Genomic DNA, 19,790 nt, shown 5'->3' on the forward strand with positions numbered 1-19,790 from the left:
GATGGATTTCGGCTTCACCCCGGAGGAAGAGGCATTCCGCGCGGAGGTCCTTGAGTTCCTCTGGGAATACCGCGACACCGACGGCTACTTCCACCGCGGCAAGGACACCGCCGGCGGCGTCCGCCGGGTCTACCGTGCGCTGGGCGAGCGGGGCTGGCTGTCGCTGTCCTGGCCGGTCGAGTTCGGCGGCGGCGGCCGTTCGCCCGCGTATGAGTTCATCCTCTGGGACGAGATGGCCTACGCGCGGGTGGCGCGCCCGCCGATGGGCCCGGGTTTGGTGGCCAAAGCGCTGATGGCGCACGGCACCGACGCGCAGCGCGAGCGATACCTCGCCGACCTGCGACGCGGCCGGCTCAACTTCTGCCTCGGCTATTCCGAGCCCGACGCTGGCTCGGACCTCGCCGCGGTGCGCACCCAAGCTCGTCGCGAGGGTGACCACTACGTGGTCGACGGGGCGAAATGCTGGACGTCGAACGCGCACTGGTCGGACCGCATGTGGCTGCTGTGCCGGACCGGGGCGGCCGGCAGCCGGTCGCGCGGGCTGAGCGTGCTGATCGTCCCGCTGGACAGCCCCGGGATCACCGTGTCGCCGATCCCGACCCTCGACGGCGGACGCCTGAACGAGGTCCGGTTCGACGGCGTGCGGGTCCCGGTCGCGGATCGGGTCGGGGCGGAGAACGAGGGGTGGCAGGTCGTCGCTTCGGCGCTCGCGGTGGAGCGGCACGTGCAGTTCCCGCCCAAGCGATTGCGCCGGGACCTGCACGAGGTGCTGGCCGCGCTGGACGCGGCCGGAGTCGCCGACGACCCGGTGGTGCGGCGGAGAATGGGGGAGTTGTCGGTCCGGCTGGCCGAGGTCGACGCGCTCGCGCTGGCCCTGCTGGGCGAGGTGATCCGGGGAGAACCGGCCGCGGTCCCGGCGGCGTACCACAAACTGGCGGGCACGGTGCTGGCCCAGGACATCGCCCGCGCGGGGGTGGAGTTCGGCGGGGCGGAGGCCGCCGTGGCGGGGACGGATACGGAGTTTTTGTGGCGGCAGTCGATCCTGGAGACGATCGGCGGCGGGACGACCGAGGTGATGCGGGGGTTGATCGGGAGGCAGGAGTTCGGGTTGTCGTGAGTGTTCCTGCCGGTTCTAACCGGCAGGAACACTCACGAGGCCCCGCAGGTGCGCCGCCACCCGGATCCGCAGTCCGCGCAGGTCCGGCAGCGCCAGCGGCAGGTGGCAAGCCGGGCGGTACCCCACCGCGCTCCCCGGCTCCCCGCACGGTCCGGCGAAGTACACGAACCCGTCGTCGTGGTCGCGGCTGGCGGGGGACCACGGCTGGTCCTGCCAGGCACGCGCCGCGGCGTGGCTGGCGGTCCAGTAGTTCGGCGCTTTCATCGTCTCGGCGATCGCGGCGGCGAAACCGGCGGCGTCGGCGTCGCTGACGCCCAGGCCGCGGCCCGGCCAGAGGCGCGGCAGCACCCGGTCCGCGGTGTGGTCTTCGAGCCACGGCGCGCAGACGAAGATCGCGTGGGGGCCGTCGACCGAGACCGACCAGCGTTGCATGGCCGCCGTGGGCGGGATTTCGTACATGGCGACCACCTGCCGGGAGAGACGCTTGAGCGAAGCATAAATGAACGTCATCCCGGTGCGCCGAGCGCGGCGGAGATCCGGTCGGCGACAGTGCGGGCGAACCGGCCCGCCGCGGGCAGGCGTGCGCCGAGGCGCGATTTCGGGGCGGAAACGTTGACTGCCGCGACGATGTCGCCCCGGAAGCCGTACACCGGCGCGGACACGCCGGCCAATCCCGGTTCGAACTCCTCGTCCACGGTTTCGTAGCCGCGTTTCCGGATTCCCGCGAGCTTCCCGGCGAGCTGGTCGAGCGTGATCGGCGGCGGTTCGCCGGCGGCGCCGGGGAGATCGGGGAGCGGATGCGCGGCGGTGCCGGCGAAGGTCCGCCACCAGTGTCCGACGGTTTCCTCGTCCCATTCGCTCAATAACACCCGTCCGGGTGAGGTCGTGAACGGGTCGACGCCGACGCCTTCCCAGCCGAGTCCGCGAAAAGCATGGGAGGCGAGTTCGCTTCGGAGGGTGAACACCTGACCGGCGCGCAGGACGCACAAATGCGTCGTTTCGTTCAGCCGCGCCACGATCGTGCGCAGAAACGGCGCGGCGAGGTGCGCGAGGTGCGTTTCGGTGGCGTGCGTGGCCAAGGCGAACAGCCGCCAGCCCGGCCGGTACGCGCGGGTGTGCTCGTCGCGCGACACCAGTCCGGCGTCGGCGAGCGTCGCGAGGGCACGCGAGACCTGTGCCTTGTCCCGGCCGGACAGTTCGGCGACGCGGGACACGCCGAGTCCGTCGCGCGCTTCCGGCAGTGCCAGGACTTCGAGCAGGTCGACGTCGCGGACCAGGCCCGAACCGTAGGTGCGCTGGTTCGCCATGTTGAGGACTGTGCAACAACGATTGGGCGAGCGTCAATCCGCGGTTACCGTCCGGGGAGTGAAGATCGCCGACATCCAGCTGCTGCCCGGGACGCTGCCGCTCGATCCGCCGTTCGACGCCGCGTGGGACCCGGTTCCGCGCACGCGGTTCGACGCGACGGTGGTCAAAGTGGTGACCGACGAGGGCGTGGCCGGCTACGGCTCCGGCGACACGATGGCGGGGTTCGAGCCGTACGCGGAGCTGTTCCTCGGCCAGGATCCGATGGCGATCAGCCGGCACGTGCGGACGCTGGAGACGATCGCGTTCCACGCCGGGCGCTACTGGCCGCTGGAGATCGCGCTGTGGGACGTCATCGGGAAGGTGCTCGGCGTCCCGGTCGCGACGCTGTTCGGCGGCGCGGCGACGGCGATCCCGGCGTACGCCTCGACCGGCCGGATCCTGCCCGCCGAACAGCGGGCCGAGATGATGACCGGGGTCCGCGACCGCGGGTTCCAGGCGGCGAAGATCCGGCTGGCCGCGGACGATTTCGCGGGCGGGATCCGCACCATGCGGGCGGTCCGGGAGGCGGTCGGGCCGGAGATGACGCTGATGGCCGACCTGAACCAGGCCTGGCGGATGCCCGGCGACGTGCGGCCTTCGCTCGACCCGGCGGAAGTCCGGCGCTTCGCGGCGGCGCTGCGCGAAGCGGACGTCTTCTGGCTTGAGGAACCGTTGCCGCTGGACGACCGGCCCGGCCTGCGCGCGGTGCGGGACGCCGGGGTCCGCGTCGCCGGGGGCGAAATGGTCCGGACCTTCAGCGAGCTGCTGGACCTGGTCGCATCCGACGCCCTCGACGTCTACCAGCCGGACGTCGCGCTCGCCGCCGGGATGCTGCGGGCCCGCACGCTCGCCGAGCTGGTGCTGGCGCGCAACCGGCTCTTCACGCCGCACACCTGGTCCAACGGCCTCGGCCTGCTCGCGAACCTGCACGTGACCGCGGGAGTCGGCGGGGGACCGTACCTCGAATTCCCTTACGACCCGCCGGTGTGGACGCCGCAGCGGCGCGATTTCCTGCTTTCCGCCCCGCTGGACATCGACGGGGACGGCCTGCTGCACGTGCCGTCCGCGCCGGGGCTGGGCGCCGCGGTCGACGAGGACCGGTTCGGGAGGTAGGCGTGCCGGAGGTCCCAGCTGCCGAAATCGGAACTATCCGGCTGCGCCGTCGAGCAGTTGCCGCGATTGGTCCAGATGATCGGCGCGCGGACTGTTGTGCTGCTCAGCGATCGCGGGCTCGTCGCGTTCCCGTTGCCGGAGCGGGCAGTCCAGTTGGCGCGGCAAGGCGGGTCGGCGGTCGAGGTTTTCTCCGAAGCGCACCCGAATCCCACCGCCGGCGACGTCGACGCGGGCGGTGCTTTCGTGCGCGCCGCGCAGGCGCGAGCGGTGGTCTCGCTGGGCGGCGGGTCCGCTTTGGACGCGGCGAAGGCGATCGCGCTGGCCGCCGTCAACGACCGTCCGGCCGCCGAACTGACCTGGAGCACCGAAGCTTCGGCGGGCTTGGCGCCCGCGTTGCCGATCCTGGCGATCCCGACCACCTCCGGCACCGGTTCGGAGTGCGACGACCTCGGCGTCGTCACCGACCCTCGGCAGCAGCGCAAGTGTTACCTCGGCGGCCCGGCTTGCCTTGCCCGGTACGCACTTCTCGACCCGGAGCCTGCCGCCGCGCGCGACCGCGGCCGCCGGAATCGACTGCCTGACCCATGCCGTGGAGTCCTTTCTCCCCGCCCGGCCCCCTCCCAGGGCGGATGGTCTGGACCTGCACGCCGTCCGCTTGGTCGCGGAGAACCTGCGCCGCGCGCTTCGTTTCGCATTCCATCCGCCCGGCGAGGCGGGCGGTCCGGCGGTGATGCCGTCCGTCGACGGCATCGCGCTCACCGACCTGATCGACCGGTTCGAACTCGGCGCCGGCATGTCCCCGGGGCGGTGGCGCTTGCGGCGGACTTCTCCCGCGCGAGTTCAGTCGCACCATGACCGAGCACTTCCACGGTCTCGACGCGGAGGAAGGCTGAATCCCGCTGCTCGCCTGCGCGTTCTCGGGCTGCTGGCGCGCAGCACGGTGACCGAGGACGAGGTCGTCTGGGATTCGTTCGGGCAACCGCACCGTCCGAAGCGGGACTACCGCGGGTTCGGGCCGTTCCGGTTCGCCCGCGCCCAGTACGACGCGACGGTGCTCCGGTTCGCGTCCGCCTGACGGTCTGGCCATGCCGGGCCCCGGAGGTCGCGAGCGTGGTCTTCGTCGTGTTCGACGGCGTGAAGACGCTCGACGTGACCGGGCCCGCCGAGGCGAATCTGGCCGGGGCCGGGTACTCGATCAGCTACCGCCCGCGCCGGACCAGCCCGCGCCGGACCAGCCCGCGCTGCGGCCGAGCGCTCTCCCTTCCGGCTCGCCTGCACGGCGATCCCGCCCGGCCTCCGCGTTCGCGGCGAGGTGCCGGCCGCGGCGACCGCTTTCGGCGGCGGTCTTGAGGTCGGCGAGCCAGGTTTCGAGACCCATGTCGGAGGTGGGATCGGCTTGGGGGCCGCGGTGGCTTTCCTCGGTGCGGACGAGGACACCGCCGCGGACGGGGCTGAACGTCCAGACGTGGACGCCGTCGATGTGGTACCCGGCGCTGTCGGCGGGGCCGGTCCAGCGGAGGCACTTGCCGCGCTGGAGCTGCTGGACGGTGGAGCTGATGACGACGGTGGCCGGGGGAGCGGAGGGCACGCGGACGGTCGCCTGGAACCGGGAATGCTTGCGCAGCGGTCCAGGATCCAGCCGCCGGACGGTCATCGGCGCGGCGGGTTTCTGCCAGGACGTCCAGGCTTCGACGTCGGTGTGAAGGCCCCAGATCGCGGGCAGCGGCGCGTGGATGAGGATTTCGGCCCGGTGCCGGGCTTTCGCGGTCTGGTCGACGCCTTTTCCTTGGCAGGTCAGCGATGCCGGGCCAGGGGAAGCGTCGGCCGGGGCCGCCGCCAGCGCGCCGGCGACCGTCAGCGGGACCGCGAGCAAGGCAACTCGGAGGCCGGTCCGGCGGCTGGGCTTGCGCGAGATCTTCGAGCGGATGGCGGGCATGAGCGATACTCCCTGTTCACGAGTGTTAATGCCATTAACTATGGTGAAACCCTATAGACCGGATCTGGTGAACGTCAAGAGGAAAAGTGAGAACCTCTAACGCGGCGCGCACGTCCGGCACGGGGGTCTTCAGGTTCGGAGCAAGACATCCGTCAGGGCGAAGGCCGGTCGAGTGCGCGCGCACGGCTGCCGCGGCAGCCTTCCGCGCGGTACTCCATCGCGATGACGGGTTTTCGTGGATCTCGATTCAGCACGGTCACGAGTTCGCGGAAGACATCGACGACGTCCGGCTCGCGCCGGTGCCGGACGCGGACGCCGCGGTGGCCAGGGTCCCCGGTGAGGTGCAGTTGGGGATCTTGACCTCGCGCACGAATGCGTCGCCCGACGCCTCTTCCGTCTGCGGGAGGACGTCGAAAACGGAGAACCGCACCTCGTCCCCGGCGACCGCGAACTCCACGCGGGCAACCTGCCCGGCCGGGAAACAGCCGTGCGGGGAACCCTGACGGAATCAGCTTCCCTCGGGGTTCCCCGCACGGGCTTCGGCTCAGGTTCCCGGCGCGAGGAGGGTCCGCCGCACCGCGTCGCGGAGCCAGCGATGCGCCCCATCGGCGGACTGCCGCGGATGCCAAGCCATGCCGATCGTCAGCGGCGGCAACGGAACCGGGATGTCGAGAAGCCGCAAGCCGAGTGCGGTCGCGTCGGCGGTGAGCGGCGACGGCGGTTCGCCGGGGAGCGATGCCGGGATCAGGCAGACCGCGTCGCTGCGGGCGGCGAGCGCCATCGCGGCCAGGTGGCTCGGCAGGACGACCGTGACCCGGCGGCGGAGGTCGTGCTCGGCCAGTGCCGCGTCGAGGGGGCCGGTGAATCGGCCGCGGCGGCTGACGGCGACGTGGTCGGCCGCGGCGAGCCGGGCCGGGGTCAAGGGGGCCGAAGCCAGGGGGTGGCCGGGACGGACGGCGGCGACCAGGCGCAGGGTGAGCAGTTTTTCGACCTGCGTCTCGGGATCGACGTGGTCGATGGAGCCGACCTCGAGGTCGAGGCGGCCGTCGCGGAGGGCTGAACCGGCTTCCAGCTCCTCGGCTCGGACGCGGAGGGAGATGCCGGGGGCTTCCTCGCGCGCGAGGTGCAGGAGGCCGGCGGCCAGGGCGGCACCGACCAGGTCGGCGGTTTGGATCGTGAAGGTCGAGCGCAGCGCCGCGGGATCGACGACGGCACCGGGGCTGAGCAGCGCGTTCAGGCTTTGCACCACGGCGGCGGCTTCGTCGCGCAGGGACCGGGCACGCGGCGTGGGCACCATGGCTTGCCCGGCCCGGACCAGCAGCGGGTCTTGCAGGATGCGGCGCAACCGGGCGAGCGTGCGGCTCATCGCGGCAGGCGAGGTGTGCAGGCGCGCGGCGGCGCGGGTGACGCTCTGCTCGGTCAGCAGGGCGTCCAAAGCGACGGCGAGGGTGGCGTCGATCGCCGGGTTCAAGCTGTTCACCAGGGTAATTCCAGTTCTGGCAAGGATTGCGTGCCGAAGTTCCCATTGTGGCAGCACGGCGGCGCTCAGCAGGATCGAGGGCGTACTCAACGGAGGTTTTGCATGATCGTCATCACTGCCCCTACCGGAAACATCGGCAGCCGGGTGCTGGGCCGGCTGGTCGACGCGGGCGAGGATCTGCGGGTGATCGTCCGCGACCCCGCCCGGCTGCCGGACTCGGTGCGGGAGCGCGTCGAGGTCGTCGTCGGTTCGCACGGCGACCCTGAAGCGGTCGACCGGGCTTTCGCGGGCGCGGACGCCGTTTTCTGGGTCGTGCCACCGGATTCGTCGCGGACTCCGGCGGACGGGTGGAGCGGTTTCACCGGCCCGGCGGCGAAAGCGCTTGTCGCACACGGGGTCGGGCATGTCGTCGGCGTCTCGGCGCTCGGGCGCGGAACTGCGGTCGCCGACCAGGCGGGGCTCGTGACCGCGTCGCTCGCGATGGACGAGCTCATCGCGGGCACCGGTGTCGCGTACCGGGCGCTGGCCAACCCGTCCTTCTTCGAGAATCTGCTGGAAGAGGTCGATTCGATCCGGGAGAAGGGGGTCTATGCCGACGTCCTGGACCCGGATCGCACGGCCCCGCTCGTCGCCGTCGCGGACATCGCCGCGGTCGCCGCTGGGCTGGTGCGGGACCGGTCTTGGACCGGCTTCGCCGACGTTCCGGTTCTGGGGCCGGAAGACTTGTCGCCCAACGACTTGGCCCGCATCATGACCGAGCAGCTGGGCCGTCCGGTCCGCTACGAGCGCGAGTCTCTGGACGACCTGCGCACCACGCTCATCGGCTACGGGCTCAACGAAACCTTCGCCCACGCCGTCGCGGACATGAAGCACGCCAAGGACAACGGTCTCGACGCCGGGGTCGCGCGCACCGCCGAAACCGCGTCTCCGACCACGTTCGAACAGTGGTGCGCCGAAACCCTCAAGCCCGCCTTCGGCGCCTGACCCGTGAGGATCCGCAATGCCCATCGATAACCCGCCGGTCACCGCGTTCCTGCTGGTCAAGACCACTCCGGAATGGCTGGCGCTGACCCCGGAGGAACGGGCGGACGCGTTCGCCGCCCAGGTCGTCCCGGCGATCGAGGCGAAAACCGCCGGCGTCCGGTCCCGGTTCTACGACACCGAGTTCTACTCCGCGCGCGTCACCGACGTCTGGGTCTGGGAGGCCGACGACCACCACGCCTACCAGCTCCTGATCGACGCCCTGCGCGAAACCCCGTTCTGGGACCGGTATTTCGAGATCGTCGACCTGCTGGTGGGCACCGAGAACGGCTACGCCCGCACGTACGGCCTGGACCCGCTGGCCACCATCGCCACCTGAGCACGCGAACGGGCCCCGTCTCCGGAAAGACGGGGCCCGAGTGCGGTGCTCAGTGCGCCGCGGCCAGTGCCGCCGTGGCGGGCGGCATCAGCTTCGGGTATTCCTTCTGGAACTTCTCGATCATCTTCGCGGACGGGATGATCCGGTTCGGGTTGTTCTGGCTCACGGCCTGCTTCTCGCCCCACGCGCCGGCGGCCTTGCGCTGGTCGGGGGTGCCGTGGCTGTGGTAGCAGTCGCCGATGGAGGCGTCGAGGTAGGTGACCTCCTGCTGGGCGCGGGCGTTCCAGGCCTCGCCCTTGGCGTGCGCTCCGAAGTAGCCGCCGTAGGCGTCCGGGCCCATCTCGCCGGATTCGTCGCGCGGGTAGTTGTCGTGCGCGAAGTCGACCTGGTGGCCGTACTCGTGGCCGACGACCGCTTCCACCGACACGTCGTCGAAGCCGAGGTGGTTGACCACGTCGAGCAGGCCGTCCCCGAGCATGATGCGCTTGCCGCCGAGGCTGTCGGCCGGGGCGGAGAACGCGTTCAGGGTCAGCAGCGGGTGGCGGCCGCCCTGCAGCGCCGGGACCTCGTAGAGCACCTTGGTCGCGAGCGCGCCCGCCTCCGCCGCCCGCTTCGGGTCGAGGCCGAGCTTGAACGTCTGCGTGGTGCGTTCCTGGCTGCCCAGGTCGGTGCCCTTCCAGGCCACCAGCTGGATGTTCCAGCTCTCGATGTCCCAGAACCCGCGCAGCTTGTCGATCGTCGCGCCGGCGCGCGGCGTGTACTGGCCGTCGGTGCCGAAGACCTGCGGCGTCTTGTCGTTGGCGACCGCTTGGGTGTAGAGCTGGCCGATCGCGCTCAGCGCGCTGAGCGCCTGGCCCTCGGTCGGGGTCAGCGAGGAAGCGAGCTTGTTCGCGTACGTCAGCAGCGACCCCTCGGTGCAGCCCGGGATCGGGCCCTGCGCGGCGTGCGCCTGCTGGCCCGGCCGCTTGACCGGCGAGTCGAACAGCGGGTCGACGCCGCGCAGCGCGTTCGCGGGCAGCCCGTTGTAGAGATCCTCGACGTCCTGGTACAGCTGCGCGACGTCCTGTTCGACCGACGTCGGCTCAGCCGCTTTCGCCTGCGGCGCCGCGGTCGCCGGGACGGCCGTGGCCATCGTCAGCGCCGCGAGGGTGCCCGCCGCGGCGAGCGTTCTGCCGAGAATCCTGGTCCGTTTTCGCATGGGCCCCTCATTCCGGTTTCAAGATCACGAAGTGCGCCCAACCCTAAGACGATCTTGGGCGCGGAAACCGGGGCGCGGGAAAGAACCCCGGAATGGCCCACGCCTTTCGGCGGGTTTTCGCCCTGCGGGCATCGGCCGAAAGTACTATCGGGCAAACACGGCAGCGGATCCGGTGGACCGGGTGTCCGGGAAAACGGGACGAAATGGGCTTGGCTAAGCGCCGATCCGGAATCGCGTCCGGCAGACGACGGCGTCGGACCGGCGGCGCAGCGCCCGGTCCAGCACCGCGCCGCGGCGGTTGCGCAGGACGCGCTGCCCGACGTGTTCCGGTTCGACCTCGGCGACCAGGACGAAAACGCGGCGGCCCTCGTGCCGCCGGAGGTGTTCCGCGATCGGCTCGCCGAGGCGGCGGCGTTCGTCGTGCAGCTGGACCAGCGTGACGTCCGGATGCCACCGTTCCCACGCTTCGACGAACTCGCGCGCGGACGCTTCTTCCCCGGGATGTGTCACGTGGACAGCCTCGACGCGGTCGCCGAGCGAAAGCGCGGCGGCGAGCGCGTCGCGGGTCAGCCGGGACGACCACCAGCGACCGGCGGGGGGCGGGACAGGCCCGAGTCCGATGCGGCGGTAGCCGCGGTGGACCCATTCCATCAGCAGCACGAGCACCGGCAGCGTGATCACGATCAGCCAGCCGCCTTCGCCGGACTTCGTCGCCGTGACCACGATCGCGGCGAGTCCGGTGAGCAGCGCGCCGAAGCCGTTGAGCGCGGCTTTTCCGCGCCAGCCGCGCGGGCGCGAACGGAACCAATGCCGCACCATTCCGGTTTGCGACAAGGTGAAATCGACGAACACTCCGATCGCGAACAACGGCACCAGAGTGTTCATGTCGCCATTCGCGAGGAGCAGCAGCAAAGCCGAAGCGATCGCGAGGAAACCGACGCCGTAGCGGTACACCTGGCGTTCGGCGCGCAGAGCGAAAACGTGCGGCAGATTGTTGTGTTTCGCGAGCAAGTGCGCCAGCACCGGCAGCCCGCCGAAGGACGTGTTCGCCGCCAGCGCCAGCAGGACGACAGTGGAGAATTGCACTAAGCAGTACCCGAAACCGTTCCCGAGCGACGCGGCGGTCACCTGCGACAGCACTGTCACGCCGTCAACGGGGCGGATCGAGAACTTCCCGATCAGCACGGCGATCCCGAGCAGCATCACCGCGAGCAGCCCAGCGAGCGCGACCTCCGCTCGCTGGGCTCGGCGTACCCGCGGTTCGCGGAAGGACGGGACGGCGTTGGCGATCGCTTCGACGCCGGTCAGTGCCGCGCAGCCGTTCGCGAAAGCTTTGAGCAGCAACAGGACGCCGACCGACTGGAGCGTCTGGAGATGTCCGCTCGCGACAGTCGCGGCCGGAGTGCTGCGAAAGAGACCGACCACGACGACGAGGAGAATCGACCCGACGAACACCGCGGTCGGCACGATGAAGGCACGCGCGCTCTCGGCGATGCCGCGGAGGTTGATGCCGGTGATCAGCGCGAGCACGCCGAGGCAAAGCCACAGCTTGTACGGCAGCAACGAGGGAACCGCCGAGGTCAGCGCGGCGACCCCGGCGGCGGACGACACCGCGACGTTCAGCACGTAGTCGACGATCAGCGACGCCGCGGCAACGAGCGACGCGCGGCGGCCGAGATGAGCGCGGCTGACGCCGTAGGCCCCGCCGCCGTGCGGAAACGCGGCGATGACCTGCCGATACGACAGGGTCAGGACGGCGAGCAAGAGGGCGATCGCCAGCGTCACCGGGAGGGTGAAGCCGAGCCCCGTCCCGCCGGCGACGGCCAGGACGAGCACGATCGCCTCGGGTCCGTAGGCGACCGACGCCATCGCGTCGAGGGACAGTGCGGCGAGGCCGCCGAGGACGGAAAGCCGGTGCCGATCGGCGGCCCGCGGCGTTCCCGGGCGGGACAAAGTTGCGGTCACCCGCTCAGGCTGGCCCCCGGGCGGCGCTCACGAGGCGGTCGTTGACGGTTTCCTGACAGTGATCCGGTCAACGAGGGTTACCGGGTGCCGCCTTTCCCGTGCCGCACCGCGAACGGCCCGCCCAAGAGCACGGCGAGCGCGACCACCCCGGCCACGATCATGCCCGGCCGCGAGTCGAACGCCCCGGTGGCGATCAGCACTGCGCCGGTGACGATCGCCAGCACCTCCAGCGCGGGACGGCACCGCCCGGATCCACGGGCCAGCTTGGCGCTGAGCCACGGATCCGCGGCGGACAAATCGCGTTCGATTTCGTTCAGCGCGCGCTGTTCCCGGTCGGTCAGCCCGCGTCACCCTGCTTCCGGTGCGCGTGCCGGCGGCGGATCACAAAGCGGAGCACGACCACCCCGCCGAAGACCGCCGCGAACAGCGGGAGCGGGTTGCTCCGGACCGCCTGCGCACCAGCGCGGACCTTCTCCGCGGCTGGCGCCGAGACGGTCTTCTCGACCTGTTCGGCGGCCTGGTCGATCGTCGCGTCGACCTTCTCGCCTGCCCGCGTGCGGACGTCCAGCTTGTGGCTCAGCGCGTCCAGCGTTTCGGCCAGTTCCTCGCGGGTGACGTCCCGGTCCGCCCGGGCCCGCTCGACCTCGCGTTCCGTCATGACCGCACCTGCTTCATCGTCTCGACGTCCTCGCGGACCCGTTCGACCGATTCCTCCGGCACCACCGGCCCGGCGCGGCTCGCTTCCTTGCCGCCGGCCAGCGCCGCGAGGCCCGCGACCAGCAGCAGCGCGCCTCCGACGAGCAGTGCGGACAGCCAGCCGGGCACGACGAGCGCCAAGGCGAGCACGGCCGCGGCGATCAGGGTCGCGCCGCCCAGGAACGCCAGCACGCCGGCGAACCCGACGAGCCCCGCCCCGATGCCGAAGCGCTTCCCCTTCGCCTGGAGTTCGGCCATGGCCAAGCGGAGTTCGTCGTGGAGCAGGCGTTTGAGCGAAGCGCTCAGATCGGCGGCGAGGTCCGCGGCGGACTTCTCGTGCGCGGGCGTCCGGTTCATTTCCTCCAGCACGGCTTCCTCCCTTCCTTCTTCGAGGCGTACCCGGCAGGTGTGCGGCGAAACCGGTCAGCGCGCTTCCAGCTTGGCGAGGGTTTCGCGGAGCGCGTCGACGACCCAGCCGTGGCCCAGCGGCAGCGGGCTCGGCACCTGGTCGTCCGGGTCGTCGCGACTGTGCGCCAGTACTTCGACTTCGACGCCGGACTCGCGCAACGCGGCGATCTCGGCGTCGTGCTGGACCAGCCAGGCTTCGTCGGCGACGGCGGCGTCACCGGGGCTGATCACACCCTCGGCGGCCGGGTCGACGAGAAGAACGGACCGCAGCGACCCTGGATGCTCGGCGGCCAGCTGCAGCGCGTCGGCAGCGAGCGGTCCGCTCGTGACGAGGTCGCCGCTCTCCGGCGCGGCAAGGGTTTCCGCGGTTTCGCGCCACGCGCCCTCGACCGGGATCCGGTACCAGAGGATCTCGTGGTCCTCGGCGAGCGGCCGCCAGGTGGCGGGAAGGCCGTCGTGTTTGGCCGCGCCCGCCGGGTCGAGCACGATCAGCCGGGGCGCGCCGGACCGGCCTGCCGCGACCAGCGGCGGGCCCTCCGCGCGGACCGGGTCGGACGGGAACGGTTTTGGCATGTCGGCTCCTTCCACGCGCCTCCGGTTACCCGGGCGGGCGGAGGAGAAACCGTCCGGGGGGCGCAACGGCCGGGAACACGGGCAGCCGGGAGAAAAGAGACAGTCTCATGACCACTGCCCGCGACTTGATGACGCCGGACGCCGGGTGCGTGCGCGAGTCGGACACCGGGCACGGCGCCGCGCGGACGATGGCGCGCGAACAGCTGGGAGCGCTGCCGGTCCGCGGCGAGGACAACCGGCTCAAGGGGGATGCTGACCGACCGTGACGTCGTGGTGAAGGTGATCGCCGAGGGCAAGGACCCGCGCGGTGCAGGCCGGCGAGCTGGCGCACGGCGAACTGGTGACGGACGACGTCGCCGAGATCCTGCAGACCAGTCGCAGCATCAGGTGCGGTGCCTGCCGGTGATCGACGGCCGCGACCTGATCGGCGTCGTCGCGCGCGCCCTGCCCAATCCGGAGGCCGGAGTGCTGGCCGAGGCGCTGTCGCAGGATTACTGACCGTCCCCGGGTTTGCCGGACGCGGATCGGGGTAACCGCCGCGCATCCGCAGAGCGGAGCAGGGGGCTAGAGGCCGCGCGACCGTCGCAAGGGGACGGTCGCGCGGTTCTTGCCGTGATTGAACCGCGGCCCAGCGGGTAGCCGGAACGGAACAGAACCGACTTTCCGGGGAGGATTCCCGTGGCCGACCGCATCCGACCTCCGCAGCAGCAGGACCCGCCGGGCACCACCGCGGCAATGGACCCGCGGCCGCGCGATTCGATGACCGGCTACGAGGGCCGCGGCCTGCTGGCCGGACAACGCGCGCTGATCACCGGCGGTGATTCCGGCATCGGCCGCGCGGTGGCGATCGCCTTCGCGAAGGAAGGCGCGGACGTCGCGATCTCCTACCTCGACGAGCACGAGGACGCCGAGTACACCGCGGACCGCGTGCGCGCGGAGGGCCGGGAATGCGTGCTGCTGCCCGGTGATCTCGCCGGGGCGAAGCAGTGCCGGGACATCGTCGAGCGCACTCTGTCCGAACTGGACGGACTCGACATCCTGGTGAACAACGCGGCGACGCAATGGCCGGTCGACCGTCCCGAGGACCTGACCGAAGAGCAGTGGATGCACACGTTCGACGTGAATCTGCACAGCTACTTCCGGGTGACCGCCGCCGCGCTGCCGCATCTGGGCGATGGGGACGTCATCATCAACACCGGTTCGGTGAACGGCTTGCGCGGCAACAAGAGCCTCATCGATTACTCGGCGACGAAGGGCGCGATCCACGCGTGGACGTACGCGATGGCGCAGGCCTTGGCGGATCGCGGGATCCGGGTGAACTGCGTCGCGCCGGGTCCGGTGTGGACGCCGCTGATCCCGTCGACGTTCCCGCCGGAGAAGGTGGAGAAGTTCGGCTTGCAGGCGCCCATGCGGCGGGCGGCGCATCCGGACGATCTCGCGCCGTCGTATGTCTTCCTCGCGTCGAATCGGCTGTCTTCGTACTACAGCGGCGAGGTGCTGGCCGCGCTGGGCGGCGAAACGGTTCCGGGCGGCTAACCTTCACGGACCTTCAGCGGTCTGGGGAGTCGGATCCGACACCGGCTTTCCCGCGACCCCGCCCTGGCCACGACGAGCGCGGTGGAGTCCCGGGAGAGCGCGCCGCCCGGCACCGGGCAGCGCGCGTCGATCCCGTTCGGTGTGCGGGGCGGCGACGGCTACCGCGACCGTCCGGGCAGGAACTCCTGCAGCTTCGTCTTCGCGCCCTGGAACATCAGGTGGAACGCTTCGGGATCGCCCTTGAGCACGGACTCGGTCACCGATTTCATCTGCTCGAACGTCGCGTGCGGCGGAATCGGCGGGACCTCCGCGTCACAGCGCACGTCCAGCACCGTCGGCCGGTCCGCGGCGAACGCGGTCCGCCAGGCCGAAGCGAGATCGCCCGGATCGTCGACGTTGACGCCGTCGAGGCCGACGCTGCGGGCGAACCCGGCGTAGTCGACGTCCGGCAGCGACTGCGATTCCTCGAACTTCGGCGCGCCGCCCATCGCGCGCAGCTCCCACGTGACCTGGTTGAGGTCGTTGTTGTGGAACACGCAGACGACGCACCGCGGATCGGTCCACAATCCCCGGTAGCGGGCGATGGTGATCAGCTCGGCCATCCCGTTCATCTGCATCGCGCCGTCGCCGACCAGCGCGATCGCCGGCCGGTCGGGATGCGCGAACTTGGCGCCGATCGCATACGGCACGGCGGGACCCATCGTCGCGAGCGTGCCGGACAGCGTGCTCCGGATGCCTTCGCGGATCCGGAGATTGCGCGCGTACCAGTTGGTCGACGAGCCGGAATCGGCGGTGACCATCGCGTCGCCCGGGATCTGCTTCGACAGCTCGTGCACGATCCGCATCGGGTTGACCGGTTTCGCGTCGACCTCGGCCTGCTGGTCCATTGTGGTCCACCAGCCGGCGACGTTCTTCTCGATGTTCTCGCGCCACGAACGGTTTTCGCCCCGGTTCAGCTTCGGCAGCAGCGCGCGCAGGGTCGCGGCGGCGTCGCCGACGAGGTTGACCTCGGTGGGGTAGCGCATGCCGATGAACCGGCCGTCGATGTCGATCTGCACCGCGCGGGCCTGGCCGTACTCCGGCAGGAACTGGCTGTACGGGAAATTGGACCCGACGATCAGCAGCGTGTCGCAGTCGCGCATCATCTCGTAGCTCGGCCGGGTGCCGAGCAGGCCGATCGCGCCGGTCACGTACGGCAGGTCGTCGGGGAGAACATCCTTGCCCAGCAACGCTTTCGCCACTCCGGCCCCGGTGAGGTCGGCGACCTGGCGCAGCTCGCCGGCCGCGCCGCGCGCGCCTTGCCCGACGAGGATCGCGACCTTCTCCCCGGCGTTGAGCACCTCGGCCGCCTCGGTGATGGCGGGTTCGGGCGGCACCGGATTCGGCCACGCGGTCCCGGGCGGGCTCGACGGCATCTGCTTGAACGCGTGCCGCGGCGGCTCGTACGGCTCTTCCTGCAGATCCGCCGGGACGATCAGCGCGGTCGGCGTGCGGGACGCCTGCGCGACCCGGAACGCGCGGTCGAGCGCGTTGGGCAGCTGCTCGGCGACGTTCACCTCGATGCAGTACTCGTTCGCGACATCCCGGTACAGCGCCTGGAGTTCGACCTCCTGCTGGTAGCTGCCGCCCATCGCGGTGCGCGCGGTCTGCCCGACGATCGCGACGACCGGGACGTGGTCGAGTTTCGCGTCGTAGAGCCCGTTCAGCAGATGGATCGCGCCAGGCCCGGATGTCGCCATGCACACGCCGACCGCCCCGCTGAACTTCGCGTAGCCGACCGCGGAGAAGGCGGCCATTTCCTCGTGCCTGGCCTGGACGAAGCGCGGCTGGTTGTCCGCTTTGCCGAAGGCGGCGACGAGACCGTTGATCCCGTCCCCGGGATACGCGAACACCTGTTCCACGCCCCAGTCACGCAGCCGCGAAAGCAGGTAGTCGCCGACGGTCTCGGTCATGACAAGTCCTCCCGTGCGTTGAGTCCTCCTCGGCTACCCGGGGGCCGGAGGCGCTACACGTCGTGCCGCGCGGTGGTGACGATCCCGATCCTGCTGGACGCCCGCGGCATGTTCCCGAACGGGCCTGAAGGCCAGCCGGATCACCAGCCGCTGCGCGGATGAGTCATTCGCGCAGGCTTTCAACTCGGCGGATAGCCGGTGCCGGCGAGTGCTCGCGGGGGTGAAGGTGGCGTCGCGCTGTTCCGGCAGCGAAATCGCTGGCGTGGCGAGAGTGCCGCCAGGTCGAACCTCGGCCGCAGGCAAGTCCGTGCATGCCTTCGACGATCCGGACGAGATCGGCCGCTCCGTCGCGCGGCGGCATGAGGCCGAGCATGCGCACGGGACCGTCGGCAGATTCCCCTTCGCGGGCGAGGACCAGGGAGTTATCGACATAGCCGCGGCGGGTGGCCGGTCCGCCGTCGACGGGTCCGAGCGGCCACATCCCCGCGCCCGTCGTGCAGAAGCGCGGGGAAGTCGCAGCCGCTCGACCGGGCCTCCTCGCGACACCAGCGCCGCGGTGAGCGGGCCGTGATTCTCGATCAGTCCCGGCCGAGCGCCTTCGCCAGTTCCTTCTTGGTCATCGTGGACCGGCCGTGGATATTGCGCTGCTTGGCCTCGTTGTACAGCTGGTCGCGCGTCGGGCCGCCGGGCCCGAGCCGCTTGCCGGAGCGGTGCCCGCCGCGCTGCTGCGGCGATTTGTCCCGTACCGAGGTCTTGCTCGCGCGGTCCGATTCACCCGATTGCGCCCGGTTCTTGTTCACCGTGCGGGCGGCGATCTCCTTTGCGAGCTTTTCGCTCGCGCCGCGCTCTTCCTGCGCCTGCTCGATGTGCTGGTACTGCCGTTCGCGTTTCGAACTCCAAGCCTGCTGCGGCATCCCAGTCTCCTTCCGCCGTTCTCGGTCCCCGGATTGCCCGCGATGCGCACGCGGAAACATCGTGGTTCGCCGCGCCGGAAACGGGTACCCGTTCGCGAGTGGGACGCGAACAGACTCTCGCCGGACGGCTGCTGGCCGAGCACCTGGTCGCCGGACGGCTCGAACCAGGGACCGAAATCGGCCTGCGGGTCGATCAGACGCTGACCCAGGACGCCACGGGCACGCTTGTGATGCAGGAGCTTGAGGCGCTCGGGCTCGATCGCGCGCGGACCGAGCTGAGCGTCCAGTACGTCGACCACAACCTGCTGCAGGCCGACGAGAAGAACGCCGAGGACCACGCGTATCTGCGGTCGGCGTGCCGCCGGTTCGGGCTGTGGTTCTCCAAACCGGGCAACGGCGTTTCGCACCCGACGCACATGGAGCGGTTCGGCGTGCCCGGCAAGAGCCTCGCCGGGTCCGATTCGCACACCTGCGCGGCAGGCGCGCTGGGCATGCTCGCTATCGGCGTCGGCGGCCTCGAAGTGGCGCTGGCCATTGCCGGAGAGCCGCTCTATCTGCGGATGCCGGAGATCTGGGGCGTCCGGCTTGGCGGCGAGCTGCCGCCGTGGGTGTCGGCGAAGGACGTCGTGCTGGAGATGCTGCGGCGCCACGGCGTGAGCGGCGGACGGCACCGGATCATCGAGTACCACGGCCCGGGGCTGGCCTGCCTGAGCGCGATGGACCGGCACGTGATCGCCAACATGGGCGCTGAACTGGGCGCGACCGCGACGGTGTTCCCGGCCGACGAAGCGATCCGCGCGTTCCTGCGGGCGGAGGGGCGCGAACACGACTTCCGCGACCTGCGCGCCGGACGCGACGCCTCCTACGACATCGAAGACGAGATCGATCTGTCCACTGTGGAGCCGTTGGTGGCGAAGCCGTCTTCGCCGGGCAACGTGGCACCGGTGCGCGAGGTGTCGGGGACGCCGGTGGGGCAGGTCGTGATCGGTTCGTCCGCCAACCCCGGGTTCCGGGACTTCGCGGTCGCCGCGGCCACCGTCCGGGGCAGGCAGACGGCCGATTCGGTGAGCTTCGACGTCAACCCGGCCTCGCGGCAGATCCTGGTCGAACTGGCTCGCAGCGGATACCTCACCGACCTCGTCGCGGCCGGGGCCCGGGTGCACCAGGCGGGCTGCCTCGGCTGCATCGGGATGGGCCAGGCTCCCGCGCCCGGCACGAACTCGCTGCGCACCTTCCCGCGGAACTTCCCCGGCCGGTCCGGCACCGCCGACGACTCGGTCTGGCTGTGCTCGCCGGAGACCGCGGCAGTGTCGGCGCTGACCGGCGTGCTGACCGATCCGCGCGACTACGCCACCGCCCACCACCTCGCGCACCCGCGCGTCGCCGGACCGGCCCGTTCGGCGGCCGACCCGCGCGTCTTCGCCGCGCCGCTGCCCGAGGCGGAGGCTCTGCGGGAGGAGCTGGTGAAGGGCCCGAACGTCGCCGGGCTGCCGGATTTCGACCCGCTGCCGGACGAGATCGAGGGCCCGGTCCTGCTGAAAGCCGGGGACGACGTGTCGACCGACGAAATCTCGCCCGCCGGGGCCCGCGCGCTGCCCTACCGCTCGAACATCCCGAAGCTGGCCGAGTTCACCTTCACCCGGATCGACGAGGACTACCCGGAGCGCGCGGCAGGCAGCCCGGCGCATTTCGTGGTGGCGGGGGAGAACTACGGCCAGGGCTCGTCCCGCGAACACGCCGCGATCACCGCGCGGTACCTGGGTTTGCGCGTGGTGCTGGCCCGGTCGTTCGCCCGGATCCACTGGCAGAACCTGGTCAACTTCGGGGTGCTGCCGCTGGAATTCGCCGAGCCGGAGGACAGCGAGAAGATCCGGCGCGACGACGTGTTGTCGGTGTCCGGGCTGCAACGGCTGGCTGAGCCGGGGGAGTTCGCGGTGCGGAATCTGACCCGGGACGAGGAGTACCGGGCGAAGCACCAGTTGTCGCCGCGTCAGGTGGATGTGCTGCTGGCCGGCGGGCGGATTCCGCAGCTGGCGCGGGCGCTGCACTGAGAGGTCCGTCCAGGCCGAAGGCGACGTCGGAGCTGGAGCGCGGAAGACACGGTCATCTGGCCGTCAATCGGGCATTTCGGCGACTCTGATGTCTCCTGTGGACAGCAGGGGGTGGATCGACGCGGCTTGCGTTTCCGGCCTGGG

At 70.9% G+C, this 19,790-nt stretch carries 20 protein-coding genes and 2 pseudogenes; 9 read left to right on the top strand and 13 right to left on the bottom strand.

Annotated elements, in window-relative coordinates:
* Position 1: 1 nt before the first annotated feature.
* Positions 2-1,117, top strand: a complete 1,116-nt coding sequence (locus BM362_RS41505; protein ID WP_067584481.1) for an acyl-CoA dehydrogenase family protein — start codon at positions 2-4, stop codon at positions 1,115-1,117.
* Between the two features lie 15 nt (positions 1,118-1,132).
* Here BM362_RS41505 and BM362_RS41510 read toward each other — a convergent pair whose 3' ends face one another.
* Both BM362_RS41510 and BM362_RS41515 read right to left on the bottom strand, forming a co-directional pair.
* Complete coding sequence (locus BM362_RS41510; protein ID WP_244287453.1) at positions 1,133-1,627, bottom strand: hypothetical protein; 495 nt, start codon at positions 1,625-1,627, stop codon at positions 1,133-1,135.
* Positions 1,624-2,424, bottom strand: coding sequence for an IclR family transcriptional regulator (locus tag BM362_RS41515; RefSeq protein ID WP_093576870.1), 801 nt, complete (start codon positions 2,422-2,424; stop codon positions 1,624-1,626). The genes BM362_RS41510 and BM362_RS41515 overlap by 4 nt, the downstream gene beginning before the upstream one ends.
* A gap of 58 nt (positions 2,425-2,482) precedes the next feature.
* Between BM362_RS41515 and BM362_RS41520 the strand changes: the two genes are divergently transcribed.
* The 3 genes and pseudogenes from BM362_RS41520 (at position 2,483) to BM362_RS48570 (ending at position 4,652) form a co-directional block, all read left to right on the top strand.
* Entirely contained in the window at positions 2,483-3,577 is a 1,095-nt protein-coding gene (locus BM362_RS41520; protein WP_093576871.1) for a mandelate racemase/muconate lactonizing enzyme family protein, read from the top strand.
* A gap of 75 nt (positions 3,578-3,652) precedes the next feature.
* Positions 3,653-4,051 (top strand): annotated as a pseudogene (locus BM362_RS41525) (iron-containing alcohol dehydrogenase); the annotation flags it as partial.
* Positions 4,052-4,232: 181 nt separating this feature from the next.
* On the top strand, positions 4,233-4,652 hold the full coding sequence (locus BM362_RS48570) for a hypothetical protein (protein WP_208865505.1): 420 nt from the start codon (positions 4,233-4,235) through the stop codon (positions 4,650-4,652).
* Positions 4,653-4,772: 120 nt separating this feature from the next.
* Here the strand turns inward: BM362_RS48570 and BM362_RS41530 are convergent, their stop codons facing one another.
* The 3 genes from BM362_RS41530 to BM362_RS41540 all read right to left on the bottom strand — a co-directional run bounded on the left by BM362_RS41530 (position 4,773) and on the right by BM362_RS41540 (position 6,993).
* Positions 4,773-5,513 (bottom strand): SRPBCC family protein, encoded by a 741-nt coding sequence (locus tag BM362_RS41530; protein ID WP_093576872.1) that lies wholly within the window; start codon positions 5,511-5,513, stop codon positions 4,773-4,775.
* A 256-nt stretch (positions 5,514-5,769) separates the two neighbouring features.
* On the bottom strand, positions 5,770-5,970 hold the full coding sequence (locus BM362_RS48575; protein ID WP_208865494.1) for a hypothetical protein: 201 nt from the start codon (positions 5,968-5,970) through the stop codon (positions 5,770-5,772).
* 87 nt (positions 5,971-6,057) lie between these two features.
* Positions 6,058-6,993 (bottom strand): LysR family transcriptional regulator, encoded by a 936-nt coding sequence (locus BM362_RS41540; RefSeq protein WP_208865495.1) that lies wholly within the window; start codon positions 6,991-6,993, stop codon positions 6,058-6,060.
* 102 nt (positions 6,994-7,095) lie between these two features.
* Here BM362_RS41540 and BM362_RS41545 point away from each other — a divergent pair, with 102 nt between their 5' ends.
* Together BM362_RS41545 and BM362_RS41550 are read left to right on the top strand one after the other, a co-directional pair.
* On the top strand, positions 7,096-7,977 hold the full coding sequence (locus BM362_RS41545) for an NAD(P)H-binding protein (RefSeq protein ID WP_093576873.1): 882 nt from the start codon (positions 7,096-7,098) through the stop codon (positions 7,975-7,977).
* A gap of 16 nt (positions 7,978-7,993) precedes the next feature.
* A complete protein-coding gene (locus BM362_RS41550; protein ID WP_067584335.1) occupies positions 7,994-8,353 on the top strand; it encodes a darcynin family protein in 360 nt (119 codons plus the stop codon).
* 49 nt (positions 8,354-8,402) lie between these two features.
* On the opposite strand, the gene BM362_RS41555 is transcribed toward BM362_RS41550, so the two are convergent.
* The 6 genes from BM362_RS41555 to BM362_RS41580 form a co-directional block, all read right to left on the bottom strand.
* A complete protein-coding gene (locus tag BM362_RS41555) occupies positions 8,403-9,551 on the bottom strand; it encodes a M48 family metalloprotease (RefSeq protein WP_093576874.1) in 1,149 nt (382 codons plus the stop codon).
* 213 nt (positions 9,552-9,764) lie between these two features.
* Complete coding sequence (locus tag BM362_RS41560) at positions 9,765-11,516, bottom strand: APC family permease (RefSeq protein ID WP_093576875.1); 1,752 nt, start codon at positions 11,514-11,516, stop codon at positions 9,765-9,767.
* A 77-nt stretch (positions 11,517-11,593) separates the two neighbouring features.
* Complete coding sequence (locus BM362_RS41565; protein WP_244287454.1) at positions 11,594-11,812, bottom strand: hypothetical protein; 219 nt, start codon at positions 11,810-11,812, stop codon at positions 11,594-11,596.
* Between the two features lie 41 nt (positions 11,813-11,853).
* Positions 11,854-12,174, bottom strand: coding sequence for a DUF3618 domain-containing protein (locus BM362_RS41570; RefSeq protein WP_067584326.1), 321 nt, complete (start codon positions 12,172-12,174; stop codon positions 11,854-11,856).
* Complete coding sequence (locus BM362_RS41575) at positions 12,171-12,581, bottom strand: phage holin family protein (protein ID WP_093576877.1); 411 nt, start codon at positions 12,579-12,581, stop codon at positions 12,171-12,173. Before BM362_RS41575 ends, BM362_RS41570 begins: the two co-directional genes overlap by 4 nt.
* 54 nt (positions 12,582-12,635) lie before the next feature.
* A complete protein-coding gene (locus BM362_RS41580) occupies positions 12,636-13,193 on the bottom strand; it encodes a hypothetical protein (RefSeq protein WP_093576878.1) in 558 nt (185 codons plus the stop codon).
* Between the two features lie 107 nt (positions 13,194-13,300).
* On the opposite strand from BM362_RS41580, the pseudogene BM362_RS41585 reads away from it, so the two are divergent.
* Positions 13,301-13,691, top strand: a pseudogene (locus BM362_RS41585) (CBS domain-containing protein).
* Between the two features lie 180 nt (positions 13,692-13,871).
* The gene (locus BM362_RS41590; RefSeq protein WP_232791730.1) at positions 13,872-14,729 is read left to right on the top strand and encodes an SDR family oxidoreductase; all 858 of its coding nucleotides are present in this window, start codon (positions 13,872-13,874) and stop codon (positions 14,727-14,729) included.
* A 158-nt stretch (positions 14,730-14,887) separates the two neighbouring features.
* On the opposite strand, the gene BM362_RS41595 is transcribed toward BM362_RS41590, so the two are convergent.
* Positions 14,888-16,681, bottom strand: coding sequence for a thiamine pyrophosphate-requiring protein (locus tag BM362_RS41595; protein ID WP_093576879.1), 1,794 nt, complete (start codon positions 16,679-16,681; stop codon positions 14,888-14,890).
* 578 nt (positions 16,682-17,259) lie between these two features.
* The gene (locus BM362_RS41605; protein ID WP_067584312.1) at positions 17,260-17,595 is read right to left on the bottom strand and encodes a plasmid stabilization protein; all 336 of its coding nucleotides are present in this window, start codon (positions 17,593-17,595) and stop codon (positions 17,260-17,262) included.
* A gap of 98 nt (positions 17,596-17,693) precedes the next feature.
* Between BM362_RS41605 and BM362_RS41610 the strand changes: the two genes are divergently transcribed.
* Positions 17,694-19,646 (top strand): aconitate hydratase, encoded by a 1,953-nt coding sequence (locus BM362_RS41610; protein ID WP_093576880.1) that lies wholly within the window; start codon positions 17,694-17,696, stop codon positions 19,644-19,646.
* Positions 19,647-19,790: the final 144 nt, after the last annotated feature.

It is taken from the genome of Amycolatopsis rubida (assembly GCF_900115345.1).
GTDB classification, from domain to species: Bacteria; Actinomycetota; Actinomycetes; order Mycobacteriales; family Pseudonocardiaceae; genus Amycolatopsis; species Amycolatopsis rubida.